The organism is Bradyrhizobium sp., assembly GCF_035309285.1.
In the GTDB taxonomy this organism is placed as follows: Bacteria; Pseudomonadota; Alphaproteobacteria; order Rhizobiales; family Xanthobacteraceae; genus Bradyrhizobium.
Genome location: NZ_DATGFH010000126.1, coordinates 22,485 through 42,850, shown reverse-complemented (window position 1 = coordinate 42,850; position 20,366 = coordinate 22,485). Strand labels below are relative to the sequence as shown.

Annotated in this window: 17 protein-coding genes; 9 read left to right on the top strand and 8 right to left on the bottom strand. The window is 63.8% G+C overall.

The annotated features are described in order from the left end of the window. The 7 genes from VKR55_RS23735 to VKR55_RS23705 all read right to left on the bottom strand — a co-directional run. On the bottom strand, window positions 1–690 hold a 690-nt coding region (locus VKR55_RS23735), incomplete at its 3' end, for an ABC transporter substrate-binding protein (RefSeq protein WP_324407144.1). A gap of 178 nt (window positions 691–868) precedes the next feature. Then, the gene (locus tag VKR55_RS23730) at window positions 869–2,089 is read right to left on the bottom strand and encodes an ABC transporter substrate-binding protein (RefSeq protein WP_324407143.1); all 1,221 of its coding nucleotides are present in this window, start codon (window positions 2,087–2,089) and stop codon (window positions 869–871) included. 34 nt (window positions 2,090–2,123) lie between these two features. Next, window positions 2,124–3,137, bottom strand: coding sequence for a branched-chain amino acid ABC transporter permease (locus VKR55_RS23725; RefSeq protein ID WP_324407141.1), 1,014 nt, complete (start codon window positions 3,135–3,137; stop codon window positions 2,124–2,126). 2 nt (window positions 3,138–3,139) lie between these two features. After that, on the bottom strand, window positions 3,140–4,018 hold the full coding sequence (locus VKR55_RS23720) for a branched-chain amino acid ABC transporter permease (RefSeq protein ID WP_324407139.1): 879 nt from the start codon (window positions 4,016–4,018) through the stop codon (window positions 3,140–3,142). Window positions 4,019–4,032: 14 nt separating this feature from the next. After that, on the bottom strand, window positions 4,033–4,746 hold the full coding sequence (locus VKR55_RS23715; protein ID WP_324407137.1) for an ABC transporter ATP-binding protein: 714 nt from the start codon (window positions 4,744–4,746) through the stop codon (window positions 4,033–4,035). Next, on the bottom strand, window positions 4,743–5,540 hold the full coding sequence (locus tag VKR55_RS23710; protein ID WP_324407135.1) for an ABC transporter ATP-binding protein: 798 nt from the start codon (window positions 5,538–5,540) through the stop codon (window positions 4,743–4,745). Before VKR55_RS23710 ends, VKR55_RS23715 begins: the two co-directional genes overlap by 4 nt. A gap of 72 nt (window positions 5,541–5,612) precedes the next feature. After that, on the bottom strand, window positions 5,613–6,488 hold the full coding sequence (locus tag VKR55_RS23705) for an IclR family transcriptional regulator (protein WP_324407133.1): 876 nt from the start codon (window positions 6,486–6,488) through the stop codon (window positions 5,613–5,615). A gap of 186 nt (window positions 6,489–6,674) precedes the next feature. Here VKR55_RS23705 and VKR55_RS23700 point away from each other — a divergent pair, with 186 nt between their 5' ends. The 7 genes from VKR55_RS23700 (at window position 6,675) to VKR55_RS23670 (ending at window position 18,251) form a co-directional block, all read left to right on the top strand. Further along, window positions 6,675–8,774 carry a 3-hydroxyacyl-CoA dehydrogenase NAD-binding domain-containing protein gene (locus tag VKR55_RS23700; protein WP_324407131.1) on the top strand — a complete coding sequence of 700 codons (2,100 nt, stop codon included), beginning with the start codon at window positions 6,675–6,677 and terminating at the stop codon, window positions 8,772–8,774. 241 nt (window positions 8,775–9,015) lie between these two features. After that, a complete protein-coding gene (gene pimA, locus VKR55_RS23695) occupies window positions 9,016–10,680 on the top strand; it encodes a dicarboxylate--CoA ligase PimA (protein ID WP_324407129.1) in 1,665 nt (554 codons plus the stop codon). 31 nt (window positions 10,681–10,711) lie between these two features. Then, complete coding sequence (pimC, locus tag VKR55_RS23690; RefSeq protein ID WP_324407128.1) at window positions 10,712–11,902, top strand: pimeloyl-CoA dehydrogenase large subunit; 1,191 nt, start codon at window positions 10,712–10,714, stop codon at window positions 11,900–11,902. Between the two features lie 136 nt (window positions 11,903–12,038). Then, window positions 12,039–13,181, top strand: a complete 1,143-nt coding sequence (gene pimD / locus VKR55_RS23685; protein ID WP_324407126.1) for a pimeloyl-CoA dehydrogenase small subunit — start codon at window positions 12,039–12,041, stop codon at window positions 13,179–13,181. A 110-nt stretch (window positions 13,182–13,291) separates the two neighbouring features. Continuing rightward, entirely contained in the window at window positions 13,292–14,065 is a 774-nt protein-coding gene (locus VKR55_RS23680) for an SDR family NAD(P)-dependent oxidoreductase (protein ID WP_324407124.1), read from the top strand. Between the two features lie 180 nt (window positions 14,066–14,245). Further along, on the top strand, window positions 14,246–15,748 hold the full coding sequence (gene glpK, locus VKR55_RS23675) for a glycerol kinase GlpK (protein WP_324407123.1): 1,503 nt from the start codon (window positions 14,246–14,248) through the stop codon (window positions 15,746–15,748). A 43-nt stretch (window positions 15,749–15,791) separates the two neighbouring features. Further along, the gene (locus tag VKR55_RS23670; protein WP_324407122.1) at window positions 15,792–18,251 is read left to right on the top strand and encodes a penicillin acylase family protein; all 2,460 of its coding nucleotides are present in this window, start codon (window positions 15,792–15,794) and stop codon (window positions 18,249–18,251) included. 14 nt (window positions 18,252–18,265) lie between these two features. Here the strand turns inward: VKR55_RS23670 and VKR55_RS23665 are convergent, their stop codons facing one another. Next, window positions 18,266–19,213, bottom strand: a complete 948-nt coding sequence (locus tag VKR55_RS23665; RefSeq protein WP_324407121.1) for a threonine/serine dehydratase — start codon at window positions 19,211–19,213, stop codon at window positions 18,266–18,268. A 62-nt stretch (window positions 19,214–19,275) separates the two neighbouring features. Between VKR55_RS23665 and VKR55_RS23660 the strand changes: the two genes are divergently transcribed. Both VKR55_RS23660 and VKR55_RS23655 read left to right on the top strand, forming a co-directional pair. Beyond that, a complete protein-coding gene (locus tag VKR55_RS23660) occupies window positions 19,276–19,578 on the top strand; it encodes an ArsR/SmtB family transcription factor (protein ID WP_324407120.1) in 303 nt (100 codons plus the stop codon). 138 nt (window positions 19,579–19,716) lie between these two features. After that, complete coding sequence (locus VKR55_RS23655; protein ID WP_324407118.1) at window positions 19,717–20,346, top strand: glutathione S-transferase family protein; 630 nt, start codon at window positions 19,717–19,719, stop codon at window positions 20,344–20,346. The last annotated feature ends 20 nt before the right edge of the window (window positions 20,347–20,366 follow it).

Genomic DNA, 20,366 nt, shown 5'->3' with positions numbered 1-20,366 from the left:
GGTGGCCTTGAGCTTGACGATGTGATTATCGATCGTCGGCTCGCTGGTCTCATAGCCTTCCTCGGCGATGATCATCGAGGCCTTGGGACCGAACCCGTCCTTGAGGCCCTTCAGATAATCCTTGCCGAAATCGTCATTTTGATAGAGCACGCCAATTTTGGCGTCCGGCTTCGCCTTCAGCAAATATTTAGCGTAGATCCGCGCCTCGCTCTGATAGCTCGGCTGCCAACCCATGGTCCACGGGAACTCCTTGGGCTCGTTCCATTTGGTGGCGCCGGTCGCGACGAACAGCTGCGGCACCTTCTTGCCGTTCATGTATTTCTGGATCGCCGAGTTCGGCGGCGTGCCGAGCGAATTGAAGATCAGCAGCACGTTATCGCTTTCCACCAGCTTGCGCGCCTGCTCGACCGTCTTCGGCGGCGAGTAGCCGTCGTCGTAGGAGATGAAGTTGATCTTGCGGCCGTTGATTCCGCCCTCGGCATTGATCTTGTTGAAATAGGCGGCTTCCGTCTTGCCGATCACGCTGTAGGAGGAGGCCGGGCCACTATACGGCATGATGTTGCCGATCTTGATTTCGGTGTCGGTGGCGCCGGTGTCGTATTTCTTTTGGTCAGCAGCGCTGACGCTTGTCACTGCAAGGATCGCGATGGCAGCGGTATACAGCCCCAATCGCGCGTGAATGGCAGGCATGTTGATCTCCCTGGACCTGGATGATGTGTCGATTTTCTTGGAGAGGGAACTCTTCGCGGCTCCTGTTCCCATTCAATACCCGCTTTCGGAGGGCGGCAAGGAAAAGCCCTCCGCACGGGTCAGCGTGGAGGGCGTCATTTAGTCGAAGTTGGGGCCGGTGCGCCGTTAACCAGAATGGTTATTCGCCCGGCTCACCCGAGATGATGTCGCCGAACAGCTCCCATTTTTCACCCTTAAATCGCATCATCTGCAATTGCTCGATCGGCGCGAAGTCGGCCGGGGAGGTGTTGATCTTGATGCCCGGCAAGAGCGTGTCGGGCACGAAGTCGTGGAGGCTCGCCGCCTGCTTCATGATGTTTTCGCGGGTGAGATCGTCGCCGCACATCTTGAGCACCTTCGCCATGGTCTGCGCTGCGGCGTAGCCGTACGCGGTCGAGGCGTCGAGCCGGTTGCCCTCCGGATAATACTTCGCCAGGAATGCCAGGAATTTCTTCATGCCGGGATCATCGTCCCACTGCGGATCGGCGCCATCCTTGAGATAGGCGGCCGAGAGGATCCCTTGCGAATTCTCATAGCCCGCCGGCTTGGTCACGCCGCCGACGGAAGCCGAGACGTTGGAGAGGATCTGCAGCGGGTGCCAGTCGATCTCGGCAATCTTCTTGATCGCTTGCGCTGCGAATTTGGGCGTGGTGATCGAGATGAAAACGTCGGCGCCGGCCGCCTTCAGCTTGACGACGTGTTCGTCGATCGAGGGCTCGGAGGTCTCGTAGCTTTCTTTCGCCACGATCATCGAGGCCTTGGCGCCAAGTCCGTCGTTCAGGCCCTTCAGATAATCCTTGCCGAAATCGTCGTTCTGATAGAGCACGCCGATCCGGGCGTCCGGCTTCACCTTCAGGATGTACTTGGCGTAGATGCGGGCCTCGCTCTGGTAGGAGGGTTGCCAGCCCATGGTCCAGGGAAAGTTCTTCGGATCGTTCCACTTGGAGGCGCCGGTTGCGACAAAGAGCTGCGGCACCTTCTTCGCGTTCATGTATTTCCGGATCGCTGAGTTCGAGGGGGTGCCGAGAGAATTGAAGATCAAGAGCACCCCGTCGTCCTCGACGAGCTTGCGGGCTTGCTCCACGGCCTTTGGCGGCGAGTAGCCGTCATCATAGGAAATGAAGTTGATCTTGCGGCCGTTGAAGCCGCCTTCGGCGTTGATCTTGTTGAAGTAGGCCTGTTCGGTCTTGCCGATCACGCCATAGGCCGAGGCGGGGCCGCTATAGGGCATGATATTGCCGATCTTGATCTCGGTATCGCTGGCGCCGGTGTCGTATTTCTTCTGGGCGAGGACGGCCTGGGATGCGCACACCAAGGCCGCCGCCGCGATCGCGGCGGCGCCAAGAGCTTTCAAACGCATAGTTTCTCCTCGTTGTTGCTCTTGTCCTTCAGGCCTATCTCTTGAACCGGGCCGCCAACTGCTGGCTGGCGATCGCGATCTGCCTCGCGCCGTGCGGCACGAGGAAGATGACAAGGAAGAGCAGCACGCCGAACACGGCGCCGGACAAGCCCTTGGAGACGCTTTCGGCGATGTTCGGGACGAAGATGATGAAGGCCGCGCCAATAAAGGAACCGGGCAGCCAGCCGACGCCGCCGACGACCATGCCGAGGAATAGCTGGATCGCGAGTGCATAGGTGTAGCTGTCGGGCGCCACGAACTGCACCGCGATTGCGCCGAGGGCGCCGGCGACGCCGGTGATACCGGCGGAAACGCCGAAGGCCAGCGTCTTGTACAGGGCGACGTTGACCCCCATGGCGGACGCCGCGATCTCATTGTCGCGGATCGACATCATGGCCCGCCCGGAGCGGGACCGCAGCAGATTGACCGACAAGATGTAGATTGCGACCGTGATCACCAGCGTGAAGTAATAGAGCCAGGTGTCCTGCCCGATCGGAAGTCCGAACGGCGCGTCGGGCTTGTCGACGACCTGGCCCTGAACGCCGCCGGTCCAGGGTTCGAGGAAATTGAGCTTGAGCAGTTGCGGCATGGCGACCGCCAGCGCGAAGGTCGCCAGCGCCAGGTAAATGCCGGACAGCCGCAGCGCCGGCTGGCCGAACAGGAAGCCGACCGCGAAGCAGAGGACGCCTGCGATCGGGATGGTGAGTGCATAGTTGACGTTATATTGCTCGATCAGGATCGCCGCGCAGTAGGCGCCGATGGCATAGAACGCGCTCTGGCCTAGCGAGAACTGGCCCGAGCCGCCGGTCAGGATGTTGAGCGCCAGCACGGCAACACCGTAGATCAAGAGCATCGTCATCTGGAAGACGACGAAGTTCTTGGCGAACAGCGGCACCGCGAGCAGGAGCACGAGCACCGCGAGCGAGGTGCCGGTACCCAGTGTCATGGCCCGTTTCGGAACGGCCTCTACCGCCTGACCTTCCGTGACGACTTCCTCAGCAGCGCTCATGATCAGACTCGCTTGATGATGGGCCGGCCGAGAAGTCCGGCGGGCTTGACGATAAGGACGCAGACGATCAGTGCCAGCGCGATCGGCAATTTCAGCTCGTTGCCCGCGCCGGGGATGTAGGTGCCGCAGAGATTTTCGACGATGCCGACGAGAAAGCCGCCAACCACGGCGCCAAGGGGGCTGGTCAACCCGCCAAGGACGGCTGCGGCAAACCCGTAGACCAGCACGCCGAGCATCATGTTGGGCTCGAGGAACACGACCGGGGCGATCAGGATACCGGCGATCGAGCCAATCCCGGCCGCCATGCCCCAGCCGAGCGCGATCATCCAGGATGTGTTGATGCCGACGAGCCGCGCGGATTCAGGCAATGCCGCCGCCGCGCGCATCGCAAGGCCGATGCGGGTGTACGTGAAGAAGAGGTAAAGCCCGATCAGCATCAGCACGGTGACGCCAATCATGCCGGCCTGATGGGTCGAGATGAGCTGGCTGCCGAGGAAGGGCGCGTCGCCGAACGGCGTCGGAAATTGCTTGATGGTGAAATCCCAGATCAGGCCGGAGCACGAGTTGATGATCGAGAACAGCGCAATGAAACCGGCAACATTGGTCAGGATGGGCGCCTTTGCCAGCGGCCTGAACAGCACCCGCTCCAGCGCAATGCCGCCGACAAAGGAGAAGGCGATCGTGATCACGAAAGCCCACCAATATGGCATTCCCCATTGCATCAACTGCCAGGAGATGAAGGTCGAGAACGTCGCCATTTCGCCTTGCGCGAAATTGAGATGATCGATCGCCTGGTAGATCATGACGATCGCGAGTCCAATGCAGGCGTAGATCGCGCCGGTCGAGATACCGGAGACGATTTGATTGATGAAAAGCTCCATCGTCCTCGGGCTCCCTAGTATCCGAGATAAGATTTGCGAACGTCTTCGTTGTTCGCGATGTCCTTGGCGGCGCCGGCCATCACGATGCGGCCGGTTTCGATCAAATAGGCCTGGTCGGCGAGCTCGAGCGCAAGTTGCGCGTTCTGCTCGACCACCAGGATGGTGACCTTGTCCTCGCGATTGATCTTGCCGAGAATCTTGAAGAGGTCGCGCACGACGAGCGGCGCGAGCCCGAAGGACGGCTCGTCGAGCAGCATCAGGCGCGGCCGCAGCATCAGCGCCCGTGCCACCGCGAGCATCTGTTGCTCGCCGCCCGACAGTGTGCCGGCCTGCTGGGTATGGCGCTGCTTCAGCACCGGGAAGTGCTCGTACATGCGCTCGATATCGGAGACGATCGCGGCGCCGTCGCGCCGGGTGATCGCGCCGAGCTGCAAATTCTCTTCCACCGTCAAGCTGGTGAACGTGCCGCGGCCCTGCGGCACATGGGCGATGCCGAGGCGGACGATGTTCTCGGTGGAGCGGCCCAAAAGCGGCTGGCCGTCGAACTCGATCGCGCCGGTTGAGCGCACCATGTTGCAGATCGCGCGCAGTGTCGTGGTCTTGCCGGCGCCGTTGGCACCGAGCAGCGTGGTGAGCGAGCCCTCGTTGAGGGAAAAGCTGAGCCCGTGCAGGGCCTGCACCTGGCCGTAATAGGCGCGCAGATCCTTGACGTTGAGCATCGCCGTCATTGATCCTTGCTCCCTAGATAGGCCTTGATGACGTCGGGGTCGGCCTGCACCTGGGCGGGCGTGCCTTCCGCAAGCTTGCGGCCGAAATTGAGCGCCACCACGTGGTCGGCGATCGACATCACGAGCCCCATGTGATGCTCGACAAGGAGCACGGTGATCTTGCGGTCGCTGCGGATCTTCCGGATCAGGTCGCCGAGGACGTGGACTTCCTCATGGTTGAGGCCGCCGGCCGGCTCGTCCAGCAGCAGGATCTTCGGGTCGGCGGCAAGCGCGCGGGCGAGCTCGACGCGCTTCTGGGTGCCAAAGGGCAGGCCCGCCACCGTGGTATGCGCCACGCCTTCGAGGTCGAGATAGTCGAGGATGTCATGAACTTTCTTGTTCACGGCAGCCTCGCCGCGGCGGACCCAGGCGAGCTTCAGCGAGTCGCTGATGATGTCGCTGGAGGTGCGGGAGTGGGTGCCGACACGGACGTTGTCCAGCACCGAGAGGTTGGGGAAGAGGGCGACGTTCTGGAAGGTGCGGCCGATGCCGATCTCCGCAATCCGATGCGGCGGCCGCGTCAGAATGCTCACGCCTTCCATCAGGATATCGCCCTTGCTCGGCTGATAGAGCCTGGAGAGGCAATTGAAGAGAGTGGTCTTGCCGGCGCCGTTCGGACCGATCAGGCCAAGGATCTTGCCCTGATGCATGTCGAAGGACACGCCATTCAACGCAACGATGCCGCCGAACACGACGCTGACGTCGCGGACCGCGAGCAGGGGATCTCGTCCCTGCGCGAGCTGGGCCTGCGTCATGTCGTCCCGTCCAGCTCGATCATCGGGCCGGATTGACCAAACGATAGGCATCGCCGGTCGCGCCTGGGCAGGCTATCTGATGTCCTCGGCCACACGTGCAAATTTCCCTCCTGACTTCAATTTCCTGCCTTGTTGTTTTTTTGATTGTGTCGGTTGCGGCGCCATTCCACCGAGGGCCGCTTCGATGTTCCTTACCATCGCCACGAGACGAGGTCCAATATCGCTGACCAGCCGGTCTTCCGTGAAGCGGAATGCCGGCGCGCCACAGTTAAACGCATAAGGGCCGGTCCCGTCATTTAACTTTAGTGCTACGCCGGCCGCGGCGACGTCGGCCTGCCAGTCGCCGGTCGACATCGCAAAGCCGCGCTTGGCAATCTGATCGCCGGCGCGCTCGATGCCGTCGCGCATCTTGGGCCAGCGGCTGCCGTAATGCTCGCGCAGGTCGCGCATCACGGCGGCGCGCTCCTCCGGTGGCAGCGCCCAGATATAGGCCCGGCCCATCGCGGTGGTCGCAATCGGAATGCGCGAGCCGACATCGAGCTGGACGCCGAGCGTCAAGCCGTTACGGCTCTGGCCGAAATAGATCATGCTGTGACGGTCGCGCCCGCCGACCGCCACTGCGCCGCCGGTTGCACGCATCACCTCCTCGCGGAACGGCTCGGACAAATGCCGAACGCCGAGATTGGCCAGCGCCGCATAGCCGAGCGCCATGGCGGAAGGGGCAAGCTGATACTTCTCAAAGCGAGGAACCGGCGTAAGATAACCGAGCTTGGTCAACGTATAAGTCAGCCGCGACACCGTCGGTTTCGGCAGATTGGTTCGGGCCGCGATCTCCTGGTTGCCGAGCAGTCCGTCGTTGGGCTGGAAGGCGCGCAGCACATCGAGACCGCGGGAAAGCGCGACGACAAAGCTGCGATCGGTCGCGCCTTTCTTGCCTGAACGTTTCATGCCCCTGTCGCAGGTCCTGCGGTCCTCGTTGACAACGGACGTGCTTCAAAATAACCCTCGCTGTCAAGGTGTGGAATTTAGTTTCGCTGTGCGAAATTAGTCGGAGACGTAGCCGGTAAACGCAAGCGAGGCGGCGGCTCAACACAAATCAGCAAGCAACCAAGAACAACATCCAAGGAGCGTAGCGTGAACGAAGTGGTCAAGCTCGAACGTCGCGACGTCATCGGCATCGTCACCGTCGACAGTCCTCCCGTCAATGCACTGAGCGCCGCCGTTCGCGGCGGCATTCTGGAATGCGTGAAGGCCGCAATCGCCGATCCCGAAATCAAGGCGATCGTGCTCACCTGCGCCGGCCGCACCTTCATCGCCGGTGCCGACATCACCGAATTCGGCAAGCCGCCGAAGCCGCCCGGCCTCAATGAAGTGCTGACCGAGATGGAGAACTCGCCGAAGCCGATCGTGGCCGCGATCCACGGCACCGCGCTGGGCGGCGGCCTCGAGGTCGCACTCGCCTGTCATTTCCGCGTCGCCGTGAAGGAGGCGCGGCTCGGCCTGCCCGAGGTCAAGCTCGGGCTTTTGCCCGGCGCCGGCGGCACGCAGCGCCTGCCGCGCGCGGTGGGACCCGAACTCGCCGTCAAGATGATCGTCGGCGGCGATCCGATCTCGGCCTCCGAAGCGCTCAAGAACGGCCTGATCGAGGAGATCGTCGAGGGGCCGGCAGCCGGTGGCGAAGCGTTTGCGCGAAAAGTGCTGGCCGAGAAGCGGCCGCTCCGCAAGCTGCGCGATGACGACTCCAAGCTCGCCGCCGCCAGGGCCGACCGTTCGATCTTCACCAATGCGGTCGCCGCCATGACCAAGCGCGCACGCGGGCTGGAAGCCCCTTTCGCCGCCGCTGACGCCGTCGGCGCCGCGATCGACCTGCCGTTCGACGAGGGGTTGAAGAAGGAGCGCGAGGGCTTCCTCAAGCTCGTCTCCAGTGACCAGTCGAAGGCGCAGCGCTACGCCTTCTTTGCCGAGCGCGAGGCCAACAAGATCGCGGGCGTGCCTGATGGCACCAGGCCGCGCAATGTGGCGCGCGTCGCCGTCATCGGCGCCGGCACTATGGGCGGCGGTATTGCGATGTCGTTCGCCAACGCCGGGGTCCCGGTCACGCTGATCGAGACCGGCGAGGAGCCGCTCAAGCGTGGCATGGGCGTGATGCGCAAAAACTACGAGGCGACCGCCGCGCGCGGCGGCATCCCGGCCGATGCGCCGGCCAAGCGCATGGCGCTGATCAGCGGCGTCGTCGGCCTCGAGAACGTCAAGGACGCGGACCTCGTGATCGAGGCCGTGTTCGAGACCATGGCGGTGAAGAAGGAGGTGTTCGGCAAGCTCGACCAGTATGCCAAACCCGGCGCAGTGCTTGCCTCCAACACGTCGTATCTCAACATCGACGAGATCGCGAAAGAGACCAAGCGCCCGCAGGACGTATTGGGCATGCATTTCTTCTCGCCGGCCAACGTCATGAAGCTGTGCGAGATCGTGCGCGCCGCGAAGACCGCGCCGGATGCGCTGGTGACCGCAGTGACGATCGCTCGCAAGATCGCCAAGGTGCCGGCCGTGGTCGGCGTCTGCGACGGCTTTGTCGGCAACCGCATGCTGGCCCAGCGTGGCAAGCAATCGGAGAAGCTGCTGTTCGAAGGCGCCTTGCCGCAACAGGTCGACGCCGTGGTGACGAAATTCGGCATGCCGATGGGGCCGTTTGCGATGAGCGATCTCGCCGGCCTCGATATCGGCTGGCGCTCGCGCAAGGACCGCGGCATCAAGTCGGAGATTGCCGATGCGCTCTGCGAAGCCGGCCGATTCGGCCAGAAGACCGGCAAGGGCTATTACAAATATGAAGGCGGCTCGCGCAGCCCCTTGCCCGATCCCGACGTCGAGAAGCTGATCGACGAGACGCTGACACGCCTCGGGCGCAAGCGCCGCGTCGTGAGTGACGACGAGATCCTCGAGCGCATGATGTACCCGATGATCAACGAGGGCGCCCGCATCCTTGATGAAGGCATCGCGGCGCGTCCGAGCGACATCGACGTGGTCTGGCTCTACGGCTACGGCTGGCCGATCTACCGCGGCGGCCCGATGTACTGGGCCGATACGGTGGGACTGAAGCACATCGCCGATCGTCTCTCCTATTATGCCAGGGAGACCAACGATCCCTCGCTCGAACCCGCGCCGCTGCTCAAGCGCCTCGCCGCCGAAGGCAAGACCTTCGCGTCGCTGGCAACAGAGAAATCGAAAGCGGCGTGATTGGTGCGTCAAGCTCTCACCCTCGTCATTCCGGGATGGCCCGTAGGGCCAGGCCCGGAATCCATAACCCCAGGGCGCGCTTGGCCCTTGGGCCATTCGCGCAAACAAAGACGAGGGCGCGCCTGGCTCTTTTTGCCGCGAATCCGGCAAGCCGCACGCGCCGGTGGTTATGGATTCCGGGCTCGCGGCTTCGCCGCGCCCCGGAATGACGACCTCATTTGTTTTGCTCGCTGAGTCCAACATGACCCATCCCGGCGAACAATTCTATCCCGAGGGCGTGCACTGGAGCGATCCGATCATCCGCGGCACGCTGCCGGACCTGCTGTCGAAGGCGGCAGCGGATTATGGCGATCGCGTCGTGATCGAATTCCGCGACCGCCCGATCTCCTATAACGAGCTCGAAGAACTCGTCGAGGTCGCAGCCTCCGCCTTCCTGCGTGCGGGCTACGGCAAGGACACCTCCGTTGCGCTGTTCCTCGGCAACACGCCGGACCATCCGATCAATTTCTTCGGCGCGCTGAAAGCGGGCGCGCGCATCGTGCATCTGTCGCCGCTCGACGGCGAGATCGCGCTGTCGCACAAGCTCTCCGATTCCAACGCGCGGGTGCTCGTCACCAGCAATCTCTCCGCGCTGCTGCCGACTGCGCTCAAATTCCTGGAGAAGGGTCTGCTCGATCGCCTGATCGTTTGCGAGGACGATCACTGGGGCAAGGCCGGCACGCCGCAGACCGCGCTGCCGAATCATGCGGCGATCATCACCTACAGCCAGTTCATCGACGGCGCGACGAAGCCGGTGCATTGGCCCGCGATCGGCGTCGATGACGTCGCACTGTTGCAATACACCGGCGGCACCACGGGCTTGCCGAAGGGCGCCATGCTGACCCACGGCAACCTCACCGCGGCAGTCTCGATCTATGACGTCTGGGGCAAGCCTTCCCGCGCCAAGCGCGGCGGCGTGATCGAGCGCGTGATCTGCGTGCTGCCGCTGTTCCACATCTTTGCGCTGACGGTGGTGATGCTGTCCTCGATCCGGCGCGGCAACCTGATCTCGCTGCACCAGCGCTTCGACGTCAACGCGGTCATGCGCGACATCGAAGTGAAGCGCGCGACCGCGTTCCCGGGCGTGCCCACGATGTGGATCGCGATCGCAGCCCTTCCCGATCTCGACAAGCGCGATTTCTCCTCGCTGGTGAGCGTCGGCTCCGGCGGCGCGCCGTTGCCGGTGGAGGTGGCAAAGTTCTTCGAGCGCAAGGTCGGCATGAAGCTCCGGAGCGGCTGGGGCATGACCGAAACGTCGCCCGCCGGCACCGCGCATCCGGAAAGCGGGCCGGACAAGCCGGGCTCGATCGGCGTGGCCTTGCCGGGCATCGAGATGGATGTGGTGTCGCTTGACGACCCCGCGAAGGTGCTGGCGAACGGCGAAGTGGGCGAGATCCGCATCCGGGGGCCGAACGTCACCAAGGGGTACTGGAACCGGCTCGAGGAGACCGCGCAGGCTTTTGTCGGCGACCGCTTCCTCACCGGCGATATCGGCTATCGCGATGACGACGGCTACTACTTCCTCGTCGACCGCAAGAAGGACATGATCATCTCCGGCGGCTTCAACGTCTATCCGCAGATGATCGAGCAGGCGATCTACACGCATCCCTCCGTGTATGAGGTGATCGTGATCGGCATTCCCGATGACTACCGCGGCGAAGCGGCAAAGGCCTTCATCACGCTGCGCGAAGGCGCCAAGCCCTTCAGCGTCGACGAGCTGCGCGCGTTCCTGACCGGAAAGCTCGGCAAGCACGAACTGCCGTCCGCGGTCGAGTTCGTCAAGGAATTGCCGCGCACGCCGGTCGGAAAGCTCTCGCGCCACGAATTGCGGCAGCAGCAGGCCACGGTCAGGAAGAAGATCGCGTAGGACAATTCATTCGCTTCAAAAGGAGGATCCGATGGATCTCGCTTTCACCAAGGAAGAAATGGCGTTCCGCGAGGACGTGCGGGCGTTTTTCCGCGACAACGTGCCGCCGGACACAAGGCGGAAGCTGCAGGAGGGCCGTCATCTGTCGAAAGACGAGATGATCACCTGGTGGCGCATCCTCAACAAGAAGGGCTGGGGCGTCTCGCACTGGCCGAAGGAATATGGCGGCACGGGCTGGACCTCGGTGCAGCACTACATCTTCAACGAGGAGTTGCAGATGCACCCCGCGCCGGCGCCGCTCGCCTTTGGCGTCAGCATGGTCGGCCCGGTGATCTACACCTTCGGCAATGAGCAGCAGAAGAAGCAGTATCTGCCGCGCATTGCGAACGTCGACGACTGGTGGTGCCAGGGCTTTTCCGAGCCCGGCTCCGGCTCCGACCTCGCTTCGCTGAAAACCAAGGCCGAGCGCAAGGGCGACAAGTGGATCATCAACGGCCAGAAGACCTGGACCACGCTTGCCCAGCACGCCGACATGATCTTCTGCCTCTGCCGCACCGATCCCGCCGCGAAGAAGCAGACCGGCATCTCCTTCATCGTCTTCAGCATGAAGTCGAAGGGCGTCACGGTGCGTCCGATCGAGACCATCGACGGCGGCCACGAGGTCAACGAAGTGTTCTTCGACGACGTCGAGGTGCCTTACGAGAACCTGATCGGCGAGGAGAACAAGGGCTGGGACTACGCGAAGTTTCTGCTCGGCAATGAGCGCACCGGGATCGCGCGCGTCGGCGTCTCCAAGGAGCGCATCCGCCGCATCAAGGAGCTCGCCGGCAAGGTCGAGTCGGGCGGCCGCCCCGTGCTGCAAGACCCGGCTTTCCGCGAGAAGCTCACGGCCTGCGAGATCGAGCTGAAGGCGCTTGAGCTGACGCAGCTTCGCGTCGTCGCGGATGAAGGCAAGCACGGCAAGGGCAAGCCCAATCCGGCGTCCTCCGTCTTGAAGATCAAGGGCTCGGAGATCCAGCAGACCACCACCGAGCTTCTGATGGAAGTGATCGGCCCGTTCGCCGCGCCCTATGACGTGCATGGCGAGGACGGCTCCAACGAGGCGATGGACTGGACCGCGCAGATCGCGCCGAGCTACTTCAACAATCGCAAGGTCTCGATCTACGGCGGCTCCAACGAGATTCAGCGCAACATCATCGCCAAGGCGGTGCTGGGGCTTTAGTCCGCGCGCGGGCGACCACATACGTCATCATGGCCGGGCTTGACCCGGTCATCCACGTCTTGACGAGAAGGAATGCGTGGATGCCCGGCGCAAGGCCGGGCATGACGAAGAGTAGAACCGGGGAGAGTGAGAGAAAATGGATTTCGATTTGTCCGAGGAGCAGCGCCTTCTGAAAGAGAGCATCGACGGCCTGCTCACCGATGCGTACGATTTCGAGCAGCGCAAGAAATACATGAAGGAGAAGGGCGGCTGGAGCAAAGCCATCTGGGGCAAGCTCGCCGAGCAGGGCTTGCTCGGCCTTCCGTTTGCGGAAGCCGACGGCGGTTTCGGCGGCGGCGGCGTCGAGACCATGATCGTGATGGAAGCGCTGGGAAAGGCGCTGGTGCTCGAGCCGTATTTGGCTACCGTCGTGATCGGCGGCGGCTTCCTGCGCCACGGCGGCTCCGCCGAGCAGAAGGCGACGCATATCCCGGGCATCGTCGACGGCAGCAAGACCCTTGCGTTCGCGCAGCTCGAGAAAGGCTCGCGCTACGATTTGCATGACGTCGCCACGACGGCGAAGAAGAAGGGCAACGATTGGGTCATCGACGGCGAGAAGTTCGTCGTCATCAATGGCGAGAACGCGGATACGCTCATTGTCACCGCGCGCACCAAAGGCGAGCGCCGCGACAAGACTGGCATCGGCGTGTTCCTGGTGCCCGCGAACGCCAAGGGCGTCACGAAAAAGTCCTATCCGACGCAGGACGGCCTGCATGCGGCCGACATCTCCTTCACCGGCGTCGAGGTCGGTGCAGATGCTGCGATCGGCGATCCCGAAAATGCGCTGCCGCTGATCGAACGCGTGGTGGATGATGCCCGCATCGCGCTCTGCGCGGAGGCGGTCGGATTGATGGACGAGTCGCTGAAGACCACCGTCGAATACATCAAGACGCGCAAGCAATTCGGCGTGCCGATCGGCAGCTTCCAGTCGCTGCAGCACCGCGCCTCCGACATGTTCGTTGCGCTGGAGCAGGCGCGCTCGATGTCGATGTTCGCGACCATGGCGATGGATTTCGAGGATGCGAAGGAGCGCGCCACGGCGATCGCGGCCGCGAAGGTGCAGATCGGCAAATCGGGCAAATACGTCGGCCAACAGTCGATCCAGCTTCACGGCGGCATCGGCATGACCCAGGAGGCGAAGATCGGCCACTACTTCAAGCGGCTGACCATGATCGAGAATACCTTCGGCGACACCGACTACCAGCTCCGCCGCGTGTCTGAAGGCGGGGGATTGGTGTAGCTAACCGTCATTGCGAGCGCAGCGAAGCAATCCAGAGTCACGCAAGCGGTCTGGAGTGCTTCGTCGCTTGCGCTCCTCGCAATGACGAGGGAATCAGGAGGAAACCAACAATGAAAAACACCCCGTTCGATCTCACCGGCCAGGTCGCCGTCGTCACCGGTTCGAGCCGCGGCATCGGCCGTTCTTCGGCGGAGCTCCTGGCAAAGCTCGGCGCCAAGGTCGTGATCTCCTCACGCAAGGCTGACGCCTGCAAGGACGTCGCCGATGGCATCAACAAGGCCGGCGGCGAGGCCATGGTCATCCCCTGCAACATTTCGCGGCATGACGAATGCAAGGCGCTGATCGATGGCGCGACGAAGCATTTCGGCAAGATCGACATCCTGGTCTGCAACGCCGCCGTGAACCCGTATTACGGTCCGCTGCTCGACATCAAGGACGAGGCCTTCGACAAGATCATGGGCTCGAACGTCAAGAGCAACATCTGGCTCTGCGCGCTCGCGATCCCGCAGATGGCCGCGAGGGCCAAGGGCTCGGTCGTGATCATCTCCTCCATCGGCGGCATGCGCGGCTCGACCGTGATCGGCGCCTACGGCATCTCGAAAGCGGCCGACTTTGCGCTGTGCCGCAGCCTCGCTGGCGAGTGGGGACCGAAGGGCGTCCGCGTCAATTGCGTGGCGCCGGGTCTGGTCAAGACCGATTTCGCGCGCGCGCTGTGGGAGGACGAGGAACGGCTGAAGCGCCGCTGCGCCACCACGCCGCTGCGCCGCATCGGCGAGCCAGACGAGATTGCCGGTGCGGTGGCCTATCTCGCCTCCGATGCCTCGACGTTCATGACCGGCCAGACGATTGTGGTGGATGGCGGCGTGACGACGGCTGCGGCGTAGTTCAGTTTCGTCATTGCCGGGCTTGACCTGGCAATCCATCACTAAACAAAGAATCTTTTTGAGTTGATGGATGCCCGGGTCAAGCCCGGGCATGACGATGGATATTGACGAACTAGCGCCAATCCGCTGTCTTTGGCCGCGACACAACCACCACAACAAGAACGCCCCAAGGAAATTCCAATGTCTTTCGTGCTGGCCATCGATCAGGGCACCACCTCCTCGCGTGCCATTGTGTTTCGCGAGGACATTTCCATCGCGGCGGTGGCGCAGCAGGAATTCCCGCAGCATTTCCCGGCCTCCGGCTGGGTCGAGCATGAGCCGGAGGACATCTGGACCTCGACGCTTGCGGTCTGCCGCGAGGCGCTGAAGAAGGCCGGCCTCACGGCGAAGGATATCGCCGCGATCGGTATCACCAACCAGCGCGAGACCACGGTGGTATGGGACCGCGCCACGGGCCAGTCCGTGCACCGCGCCGTCGTCTGGCAGGACCGCCGCACTGCAGACATCTGCGCGCAGTTGAAGCAAGAAGGCTGCGAGCCGGTGATCTCGCAAAAGACCGGGCTGATCATCGATCCCTATTTCTCCGGAACGAAAGTCGCGTGGATCCTCGATCACGTTCCCGGCGCGCGAAAGCGCGCGGAAGCAGGCGAACTCCTGTTCGGCACCGTCGACTGCTATCTGATGTGGCGGCTCACCGGCGGAAGGTCGCATGTGACGGATGCTACCAACGCCTCGCGCACGCTGCTGTTCAATATCCACACCGGCCAGTGGGACGACGAGCTGCTGAAGATCCTGCGCGTGCCGCGCTCGATGCTGCCTGAAGTGAAGGATTCCTCCGCCAAGTTCGGCGAATGCGTGCCCGATATCTTCGGTGGTGCGATCGTGATCTCCGGCATCGCCGGCGATCAGCAGGCTGCGACGATTGGACAAGCCTGCTTCACGCCAGGCATGATCAAATCGACCTACGGCACCGGCTGCTTCGCGCTGCTCAACACCGGCGCAACACCCGTTGCCTCGAAGAACAAGCTGCTCACCACCATCGCCTATCAGCTCGGGGGAAAGCGCACCTACGCGCTCGAAGGCTCGATCTTTGTCGCAGGAAGCGCGGTGCAATGGCTGCGCGACGGGCTCGGTATCATCAAGCAGGCCGCCGAGACCGGCCCGCTCGCCGACAAATCGGACTCCATGCAGAGCGTTTATCTCGTGCCGGCGTTCGTTGGCCTGGGCGCGCCCTACTGGAATCCGAACGTGCGCGGTGCGCTGTTTGGCCTCACGCGCAACACCGGCCCCGCGGAGCTTGCGCATGCCGCGCTGGAAAGCGTCTGCTACCAGACCTTCGACCTCTGGGCCGCGATGCGCGCCGACTGGCCGGATGCGAAAGCCGCCAACATCGTGCTCCGCGTCGACGGCGGCATGACGGCCTCCGACTGGACCATGCAGCGCCTCGCCGATCTTCTCGATGCGCCGGTCGACCGCCCGATGATCCAGGAGACCACGGCGCTGGGCGCGGCCTATCTCGCGGGCCTGCAAGCCGGCGTCTATCCCGAGCCCGCGAAGTTCGCCGACAACTGGCGGCTGGAGCATCGCTTCAAGCCGAACATGAGCGCAGCCACGCGCGAGCGCAAATTGAAGGGATGGGCTCGCGCGGTGAAGGGCGTGCTCGCCAGCGATGCGGGGGAATAGGCGTCGCCGCACGCCGCTCATAACCACGACAGGAGCCAAGACGATGAACACGGATTTCAACCGGGTCGTTCGCACGCTGTTCGGCGCTGCGCTGTGCGTCGCGCTGATCACCTCAGTCGCCGCAGCGCGCGAGAAGGAAAACTCCAAGCAAAGCCGGATGCCTGCGGCGCGGCGGACCACCACCTCCGTCGCCGGCCTGAAGGCGCCCGGCGAGATCCTGGTCGATGTCTGGGGCATCCCGCACATCTATGCCGGCAACGAGCACGACCTGTTCTTCCTGCAGGGCTTCAATGCCGCGCGCGACCGGCTCTGGCAGATCGACCTCTGGCGGAAGCGCGGGCTCGGCCTGCTCGCGAAGGATTTCGGCCCGGCCTATGTGGAGCAGGACCGGGCTCTGAGGCTCTTCCTCTACCGCGGCGACATGAACGCGGAATGGGCGGCTTATGGACCGAAGGCGAAATCCTATGCCGAAGCCTTCGTCGCCGGCGTCAACGCCTATGTCGCCGACGTGCGAGACGGCAAGCGACCGCTCCCGATCGAGTTCAGGATCGCGGGCAACCTGCCGGACCTGTGGTCGGCGGAAGACGTCGTGCGTATCCGCAGCCACGGGCTGACGCGCAACCTCGCCTCCGAGGTCAAGCGGTCGCTGGTTGCCTGTGCCGCCGGCCTCGAGGCCGACCGCTTCCGCGTCAAGCTGGAGCCGGCCTGGACCACCAAAATTCCTGATGGACTCGACCCCTGCAGTGTGCCGAAAGACGTGCTCGCGGCCTATCATCTCGCCACGCGTCCGGTGAGCTTTGCGGCGCTGAAGGACCACCGCGCCGCGATCACGGACGATCCCGATACTGATCTTGCCGAAGCCGACGATGAGCGCGACACCGTCGGCTCCAACAACTGGGTCGTCGCGGGCTCGCGGACCGTGACGGGACGGCCGATCCTGGCCAACGATCCGCATCGCACACATTCGGTGCCGTCGCTGCGCTACATTGTCGGCCTCAACGCGCCCGGGATCAGCGTGATCGGCGCGGGCGAGCCGGCGCTGCCCGGCATCTCCATCGGTCACAACGAAGCCATCGCCTTCGGCCTGACCGTCTTCGACATCGATCAGGAGGACCTCTACGTCTACGAGCTCAACCCGGCGAACCCGAACCAGTACCGTTACGGCAACGGCTGGGAGGACATGCGCATCGTCCACGAGAAGGAAGTAGTGAAGGGCGAGGGCGAGCGCGATCTCGAGCTGAAATTCACCCGGCACGGTCCCGTCATCTATGTCGACGAGGCGAACAAGCGTGCCTTTGCGGTGCGCTCGATCTGGTTCGAGCCGGGCACCTCGGCCTATTTCGGCTCCTCCGACTACATGACCGCGAAGGACTGGAACGGCTTCCTCGCCGCGATGCGGCGTTGGGGCGCTCCGTCGGAGAACCAGGTCTATGCCGATACCAGGGGCAATATCGGGTGGGTACCGGCCGGCAAGGCGCCGCGGCGCGTGAATTACGACGGCCTGATGCCGGTGCCCGGCGACGGCCGCTACGAATGGCAGGGTTTTCTCTCGTTCGATGAATTGCCGCGCGCCTATCGGCCCAAGCAGGGCTGGATTGCCACCGCCAACCAGATGGATCTCCCGAGCGGCTATCCGATCAAGGACCGCAAGATCGGTTTCGAATGGGCCGATAGCGCGCGCTGGCAGCGCATCGCCGAGGTGCTCAAGGCCAACGACAAGTTCTCGCTGGCGGACGCGATGGACCTGCAGAACGACGACACCTCGATGCTGGGGCGGCGGCTGGTCGCGCTGCTGAAGCCGCTCTCTTCCGACGATGCCAATGTGAAGAAGGGGCTCGAGCTGCTGAAGAGCTGGGACGCGCGCGACACCGAGGGGAGCGCAGCCGCCGCGGTGTTCGAGGTCTGGATCCGCAATCATCTCGGCGCGACGCTCTTGAAGACCGCAGCCCCCAAGGCCGCCGGCCTCATCGCGCCCGAGATATCGAGCATGCCTGTCATCGTCGCCTATCTCGAGGCTCTGGATTCGGCGCTCGGCGCCGACCCCAAAGCAGAGCGCGATCGCATCCTGCGCGACAGCCTGGGGGCTGCGGTCGCCGAGGTGACCGGGAAGCTCGGTGCGGATTCCTCCGCCTGGCGCTGGGGCCGCCTGCATATGGCGAAATTCGATCACGCGCTGATGCCGCTCGCAGACCCGGCGACCGCCTCGCAGCTCTCGGTCGGCCCGTTCGCGCTCGGAGGCGCGAGCAACGTGCCACATGCCGCAACTTACCGCCGCACCGATTATCGGATCACCTCCGGCGCCTCGTTCCGCATGGTGCTCGACGTCGGCGCCTGGGATAACAGCCGCACCATCAACACGCCCGGCCAGTCCGGCGATCCCTTCAGCGGACACTATCGCGACCTGGCCCCGCTCTGGGCCACCGGGCAATACGTGCCGCTGCTCTACACCCGCGCTGCCGTGGAAGCCGCGACCGCGGAGGCGATCACGCTGACGCCGAGGTGAGGGGGCGGGCACGTTTAACTGTCGAAATTCACCGCCGTCGTATTGGCTCCACAAACCAGCACCGCGACGCGTTCGCCTTGCGCTGGGCGATATCGGTCGGAGAGGAGCGCTGCAAATGCCGCCGCGCCGCCGGGCTCGGCGACCACGCGCAGGCTCGACCACAGCGCGGCCTGCGCCTGCCGGATGGCGTCATCGCTGACCAGCAGGACTTTCTCGACATAGGCGCGCGCGATCGGAAACATCAATTGGCCGACCTGGCGCGGCGCGAGCGAGTCGGCCGCGATGCCGCCCGCGGGCGCATCGACCGGAGCGCCGGCCGCAAGCGCAGCGTGCAGCGTCGGCGATAGCTCCGGTTCGACGGCGATGACGCGCATCCGCCCCGAGCACCAGGCCGCGACACCGCCGATCAGCCCACCGCCGCCGACTGCGACCAGGAGCGTATCGATGGCCGGCGCATCCTGCTCCAGCTCCATTCCGACCGAGCCTTGGCCGAGCAGCGTCTCCGTCTGGTCATACGCATGCACCGCCATCGCGCCCGTCTTGTCGACATAAGCTTCGCTCGCCGCCAGCGCATCGGCGTAGCGCGATCCCGCGATCACCAGCCGCGCACCGTAATTCCTGATGCGCTCGGCCTTCGCGGGCGAGGTGATGTCGGGCACAAAAATCGTCGCGGGCACGCCGAGCCTTTGCGCGGCATAGGCCACGGCGACGCCGTGATTGCCGCCGGAGGCCGCAACCACGCCGGCTTCCGGCGCCTTGCGCAAGAGCAGATTGGCGAACGCGCCGCGCGCCTTGAACGAGCCGGAATGCTGCAGCATTTCGAGCTTGAAGGTCGCGGGCGCTGAAGGTAGCCCAAAATCGGCGAGGTCGGCGTGCAGCAGCGGCGTGCGGCGGACATAGGGGCGGATCACGGCTTCGGTCGCCGCAATGCGCTCGCGCGTGATCTCCGTGATCGCTGCCATGATGTCCCCTGGATAGCGCATCCGGGCCTTGACATCAATTAGGTAATTAGCAAAATGGCTAAATGAAGATCGCGATCGCCCTGCGCGCGCTGGCCAACGAGCGGCGGCTGCAGATCCTGGAATGGCTGCGCGAGCCGCGGAAGCATTTCCGCGAGCAGGTCGACGGCGACCTGGTCGAGGACGGCGTCTGCGGCCTGCTCATTGCCGAGAAGCTCGGGGTCAGTCAGCCCACGGTCAGCGAGCACATGCGGGTGCTGACGGCGGCAAAATTGGTGCGCGCCAAGCGCATCAAGCAGTGGACCATGTACCGCCGCAACGAGGCGGCGATCGAGGCGGTGAAGCGCGCGATCGAGGAGAAGGTGTAGGTGCAAACACATCTCGTCATGCCCGGACTTGATCCGGGCATCCATCACGTTAAGAATCGGTTTTAAGAATCCGTTTTGAAGATCGATGGATTGCCGGGTCAAGCCCGGCAATGACGAGGTGAGAGGAGTGCAGCATCCATGTTCCTGATCGGCCAGTACGACTCCCCCTTCGTGCGCCGCGTCGCGATCGCGATGCGGCTCTATGGTGTCGCCTTCGAGCACAAGCCGTGGTCGACCTTCGGCGATGCCGACAAGATCGCGCCCTATAATCCGTTGCGGCGGGTGCCGACCTTGGTGCTCGACAGTGGCGAAGCGCTGATCGAGAGCTTCATCATTCTTGATTATCTCGACGAGCTGGTCGGCGAAGCGAAAGCGATGATTGCGCCCCATGGAGGGGAGCGCCGGCGGGATTTGCGGCTCTGCGCGCTCGCGACCGGGCTCGGCGACAAGTCGGTGAGCCTCGTCTACGAAAGCGTGCTGCGCAAGGAGCAGCTCAAGCTGTGGGTCGAGCGCTGCGAGGCGCAGGTCTCGGGCGCGCTCGACGTGCTGGAGCAGGAGCGCGCCGCTGTGCAGACGCCATACTTGTTCGGCGATCGCATTGGTCATTCCGACATCGCGATCGCCTGTGTGCTCCGCTTCACCAGCGAAGCTCATCCGCACCTCTACAGCGCCGCACGCTATCCGGCGCTGGCCGCGCATGCGGCGCGCTGCGAAGCGCTGCCGGCATTCAAGGAGATCGTCCAGCCGCTCGCGCCGCCAAAGGGCTAATCGGTTCGTTGTCCGGATGA

Coding starts and splice junctions, on each gene's coding strand:
- VKR55_RS23665 (WP_324407121.1), bottom strand. CDS start 19,213: ATGGCAGCGATCACGGAGATCACGCGCGAGCGCATTGCGGCGACCGAA.
- VKR55_RS23730 (WP_324407143.1), bottom strand. CDS start 2,089: ATGCGTTTGAAAGCTCTTGGCGCCGCCGCGATCGCGGCGGCGGCCTTG.
- VKR55_RS23725 (WP_324407141.1), bottom strand. CDS start 3,137: ATGAGCGCTGCTGAGGAAGTCGTCACGGAAGGTCAGGCGGTAGAGGCC.
- pimC (WP_324407128.1), top strand. CDS start 10,712: ATGGATCTCGCTTTCACCAAGGAAGAAATGGCGTTCCGCGAGGACGTG.
- VKR55_RS23680 (WP_324407124.1), top strand. CDS start 13,292: ATGAAAAACACCCCGTTCGATCTCACCGGCCAGGTCGCCGTCGTCACC.
- glpK (WP_324407123.1), top strand. CDS start 14,246: ATGTCTTTCGTGCTGGCCATCGATCAGGGCACCACCTCCTCGCGTGCC.
- VKR55_RS23670 (WP_324407122.1), top strand. CDS start 15,792: ATGAACACGGATTTCAACCGGGTCGTTCGCACGCTGTTCGGCGCTGCG.
- VKR55_RS23715 (WP_324407137.1), bottom strand. CDS start 4,746: ATGACGGCGATGCTCAACGTCAAGGATCTGCGCGCCTATTACGGCCAG.
- VKR55_RS23655 (WP_324407118.1), top strand. CDS start 19,717: ATGTTCCTGATCGGCCAGTACGACTCCCCCTTCGTGCGCCGCGTCGCG.
- VKR55_RS23705 (WP_324407133.1), bottom strand. CDS start 6,488: ATGAAACGTTCAGGCAAGAAAGGCGCGACCGATCGCAGCTTTGTCGTC.
- VKR55_RS23660 (WP_324407120.1), top strand. CDS start 19,276: ATGAAGATCGCGATCGCCCTGCGCGCGCTGGCCAACGAGCGGCGGCTG.
- VKR55_RS23720 (WP_324407139.1), bottom strand. CDS start 4,018: ATGGAGCTTTTCATCAATCAAATCGTCTCCGGTATCTCGACCGGCGCG.
- VKR55_RS23710 (WP_324407135.1), bottom strand. CDS start 5,540: ATGACGCAGGCCCAGCTCGCGCAGGGACGAGATCCCCTGCTCGCGGTC.
- pimA (WP_324407129.1), top strand. CDS start 9,016: ATGACCCATCCCGGCGAACAATTCTATCCCGAGGGCGTGCACTGGAGC.
- pimD (WP_324407126.1), top strand. CDS start 12,039: ATGGATTTCGATTTGTCCGAGGAGCAGCGCCTTCTGAAAGAGAGCATC.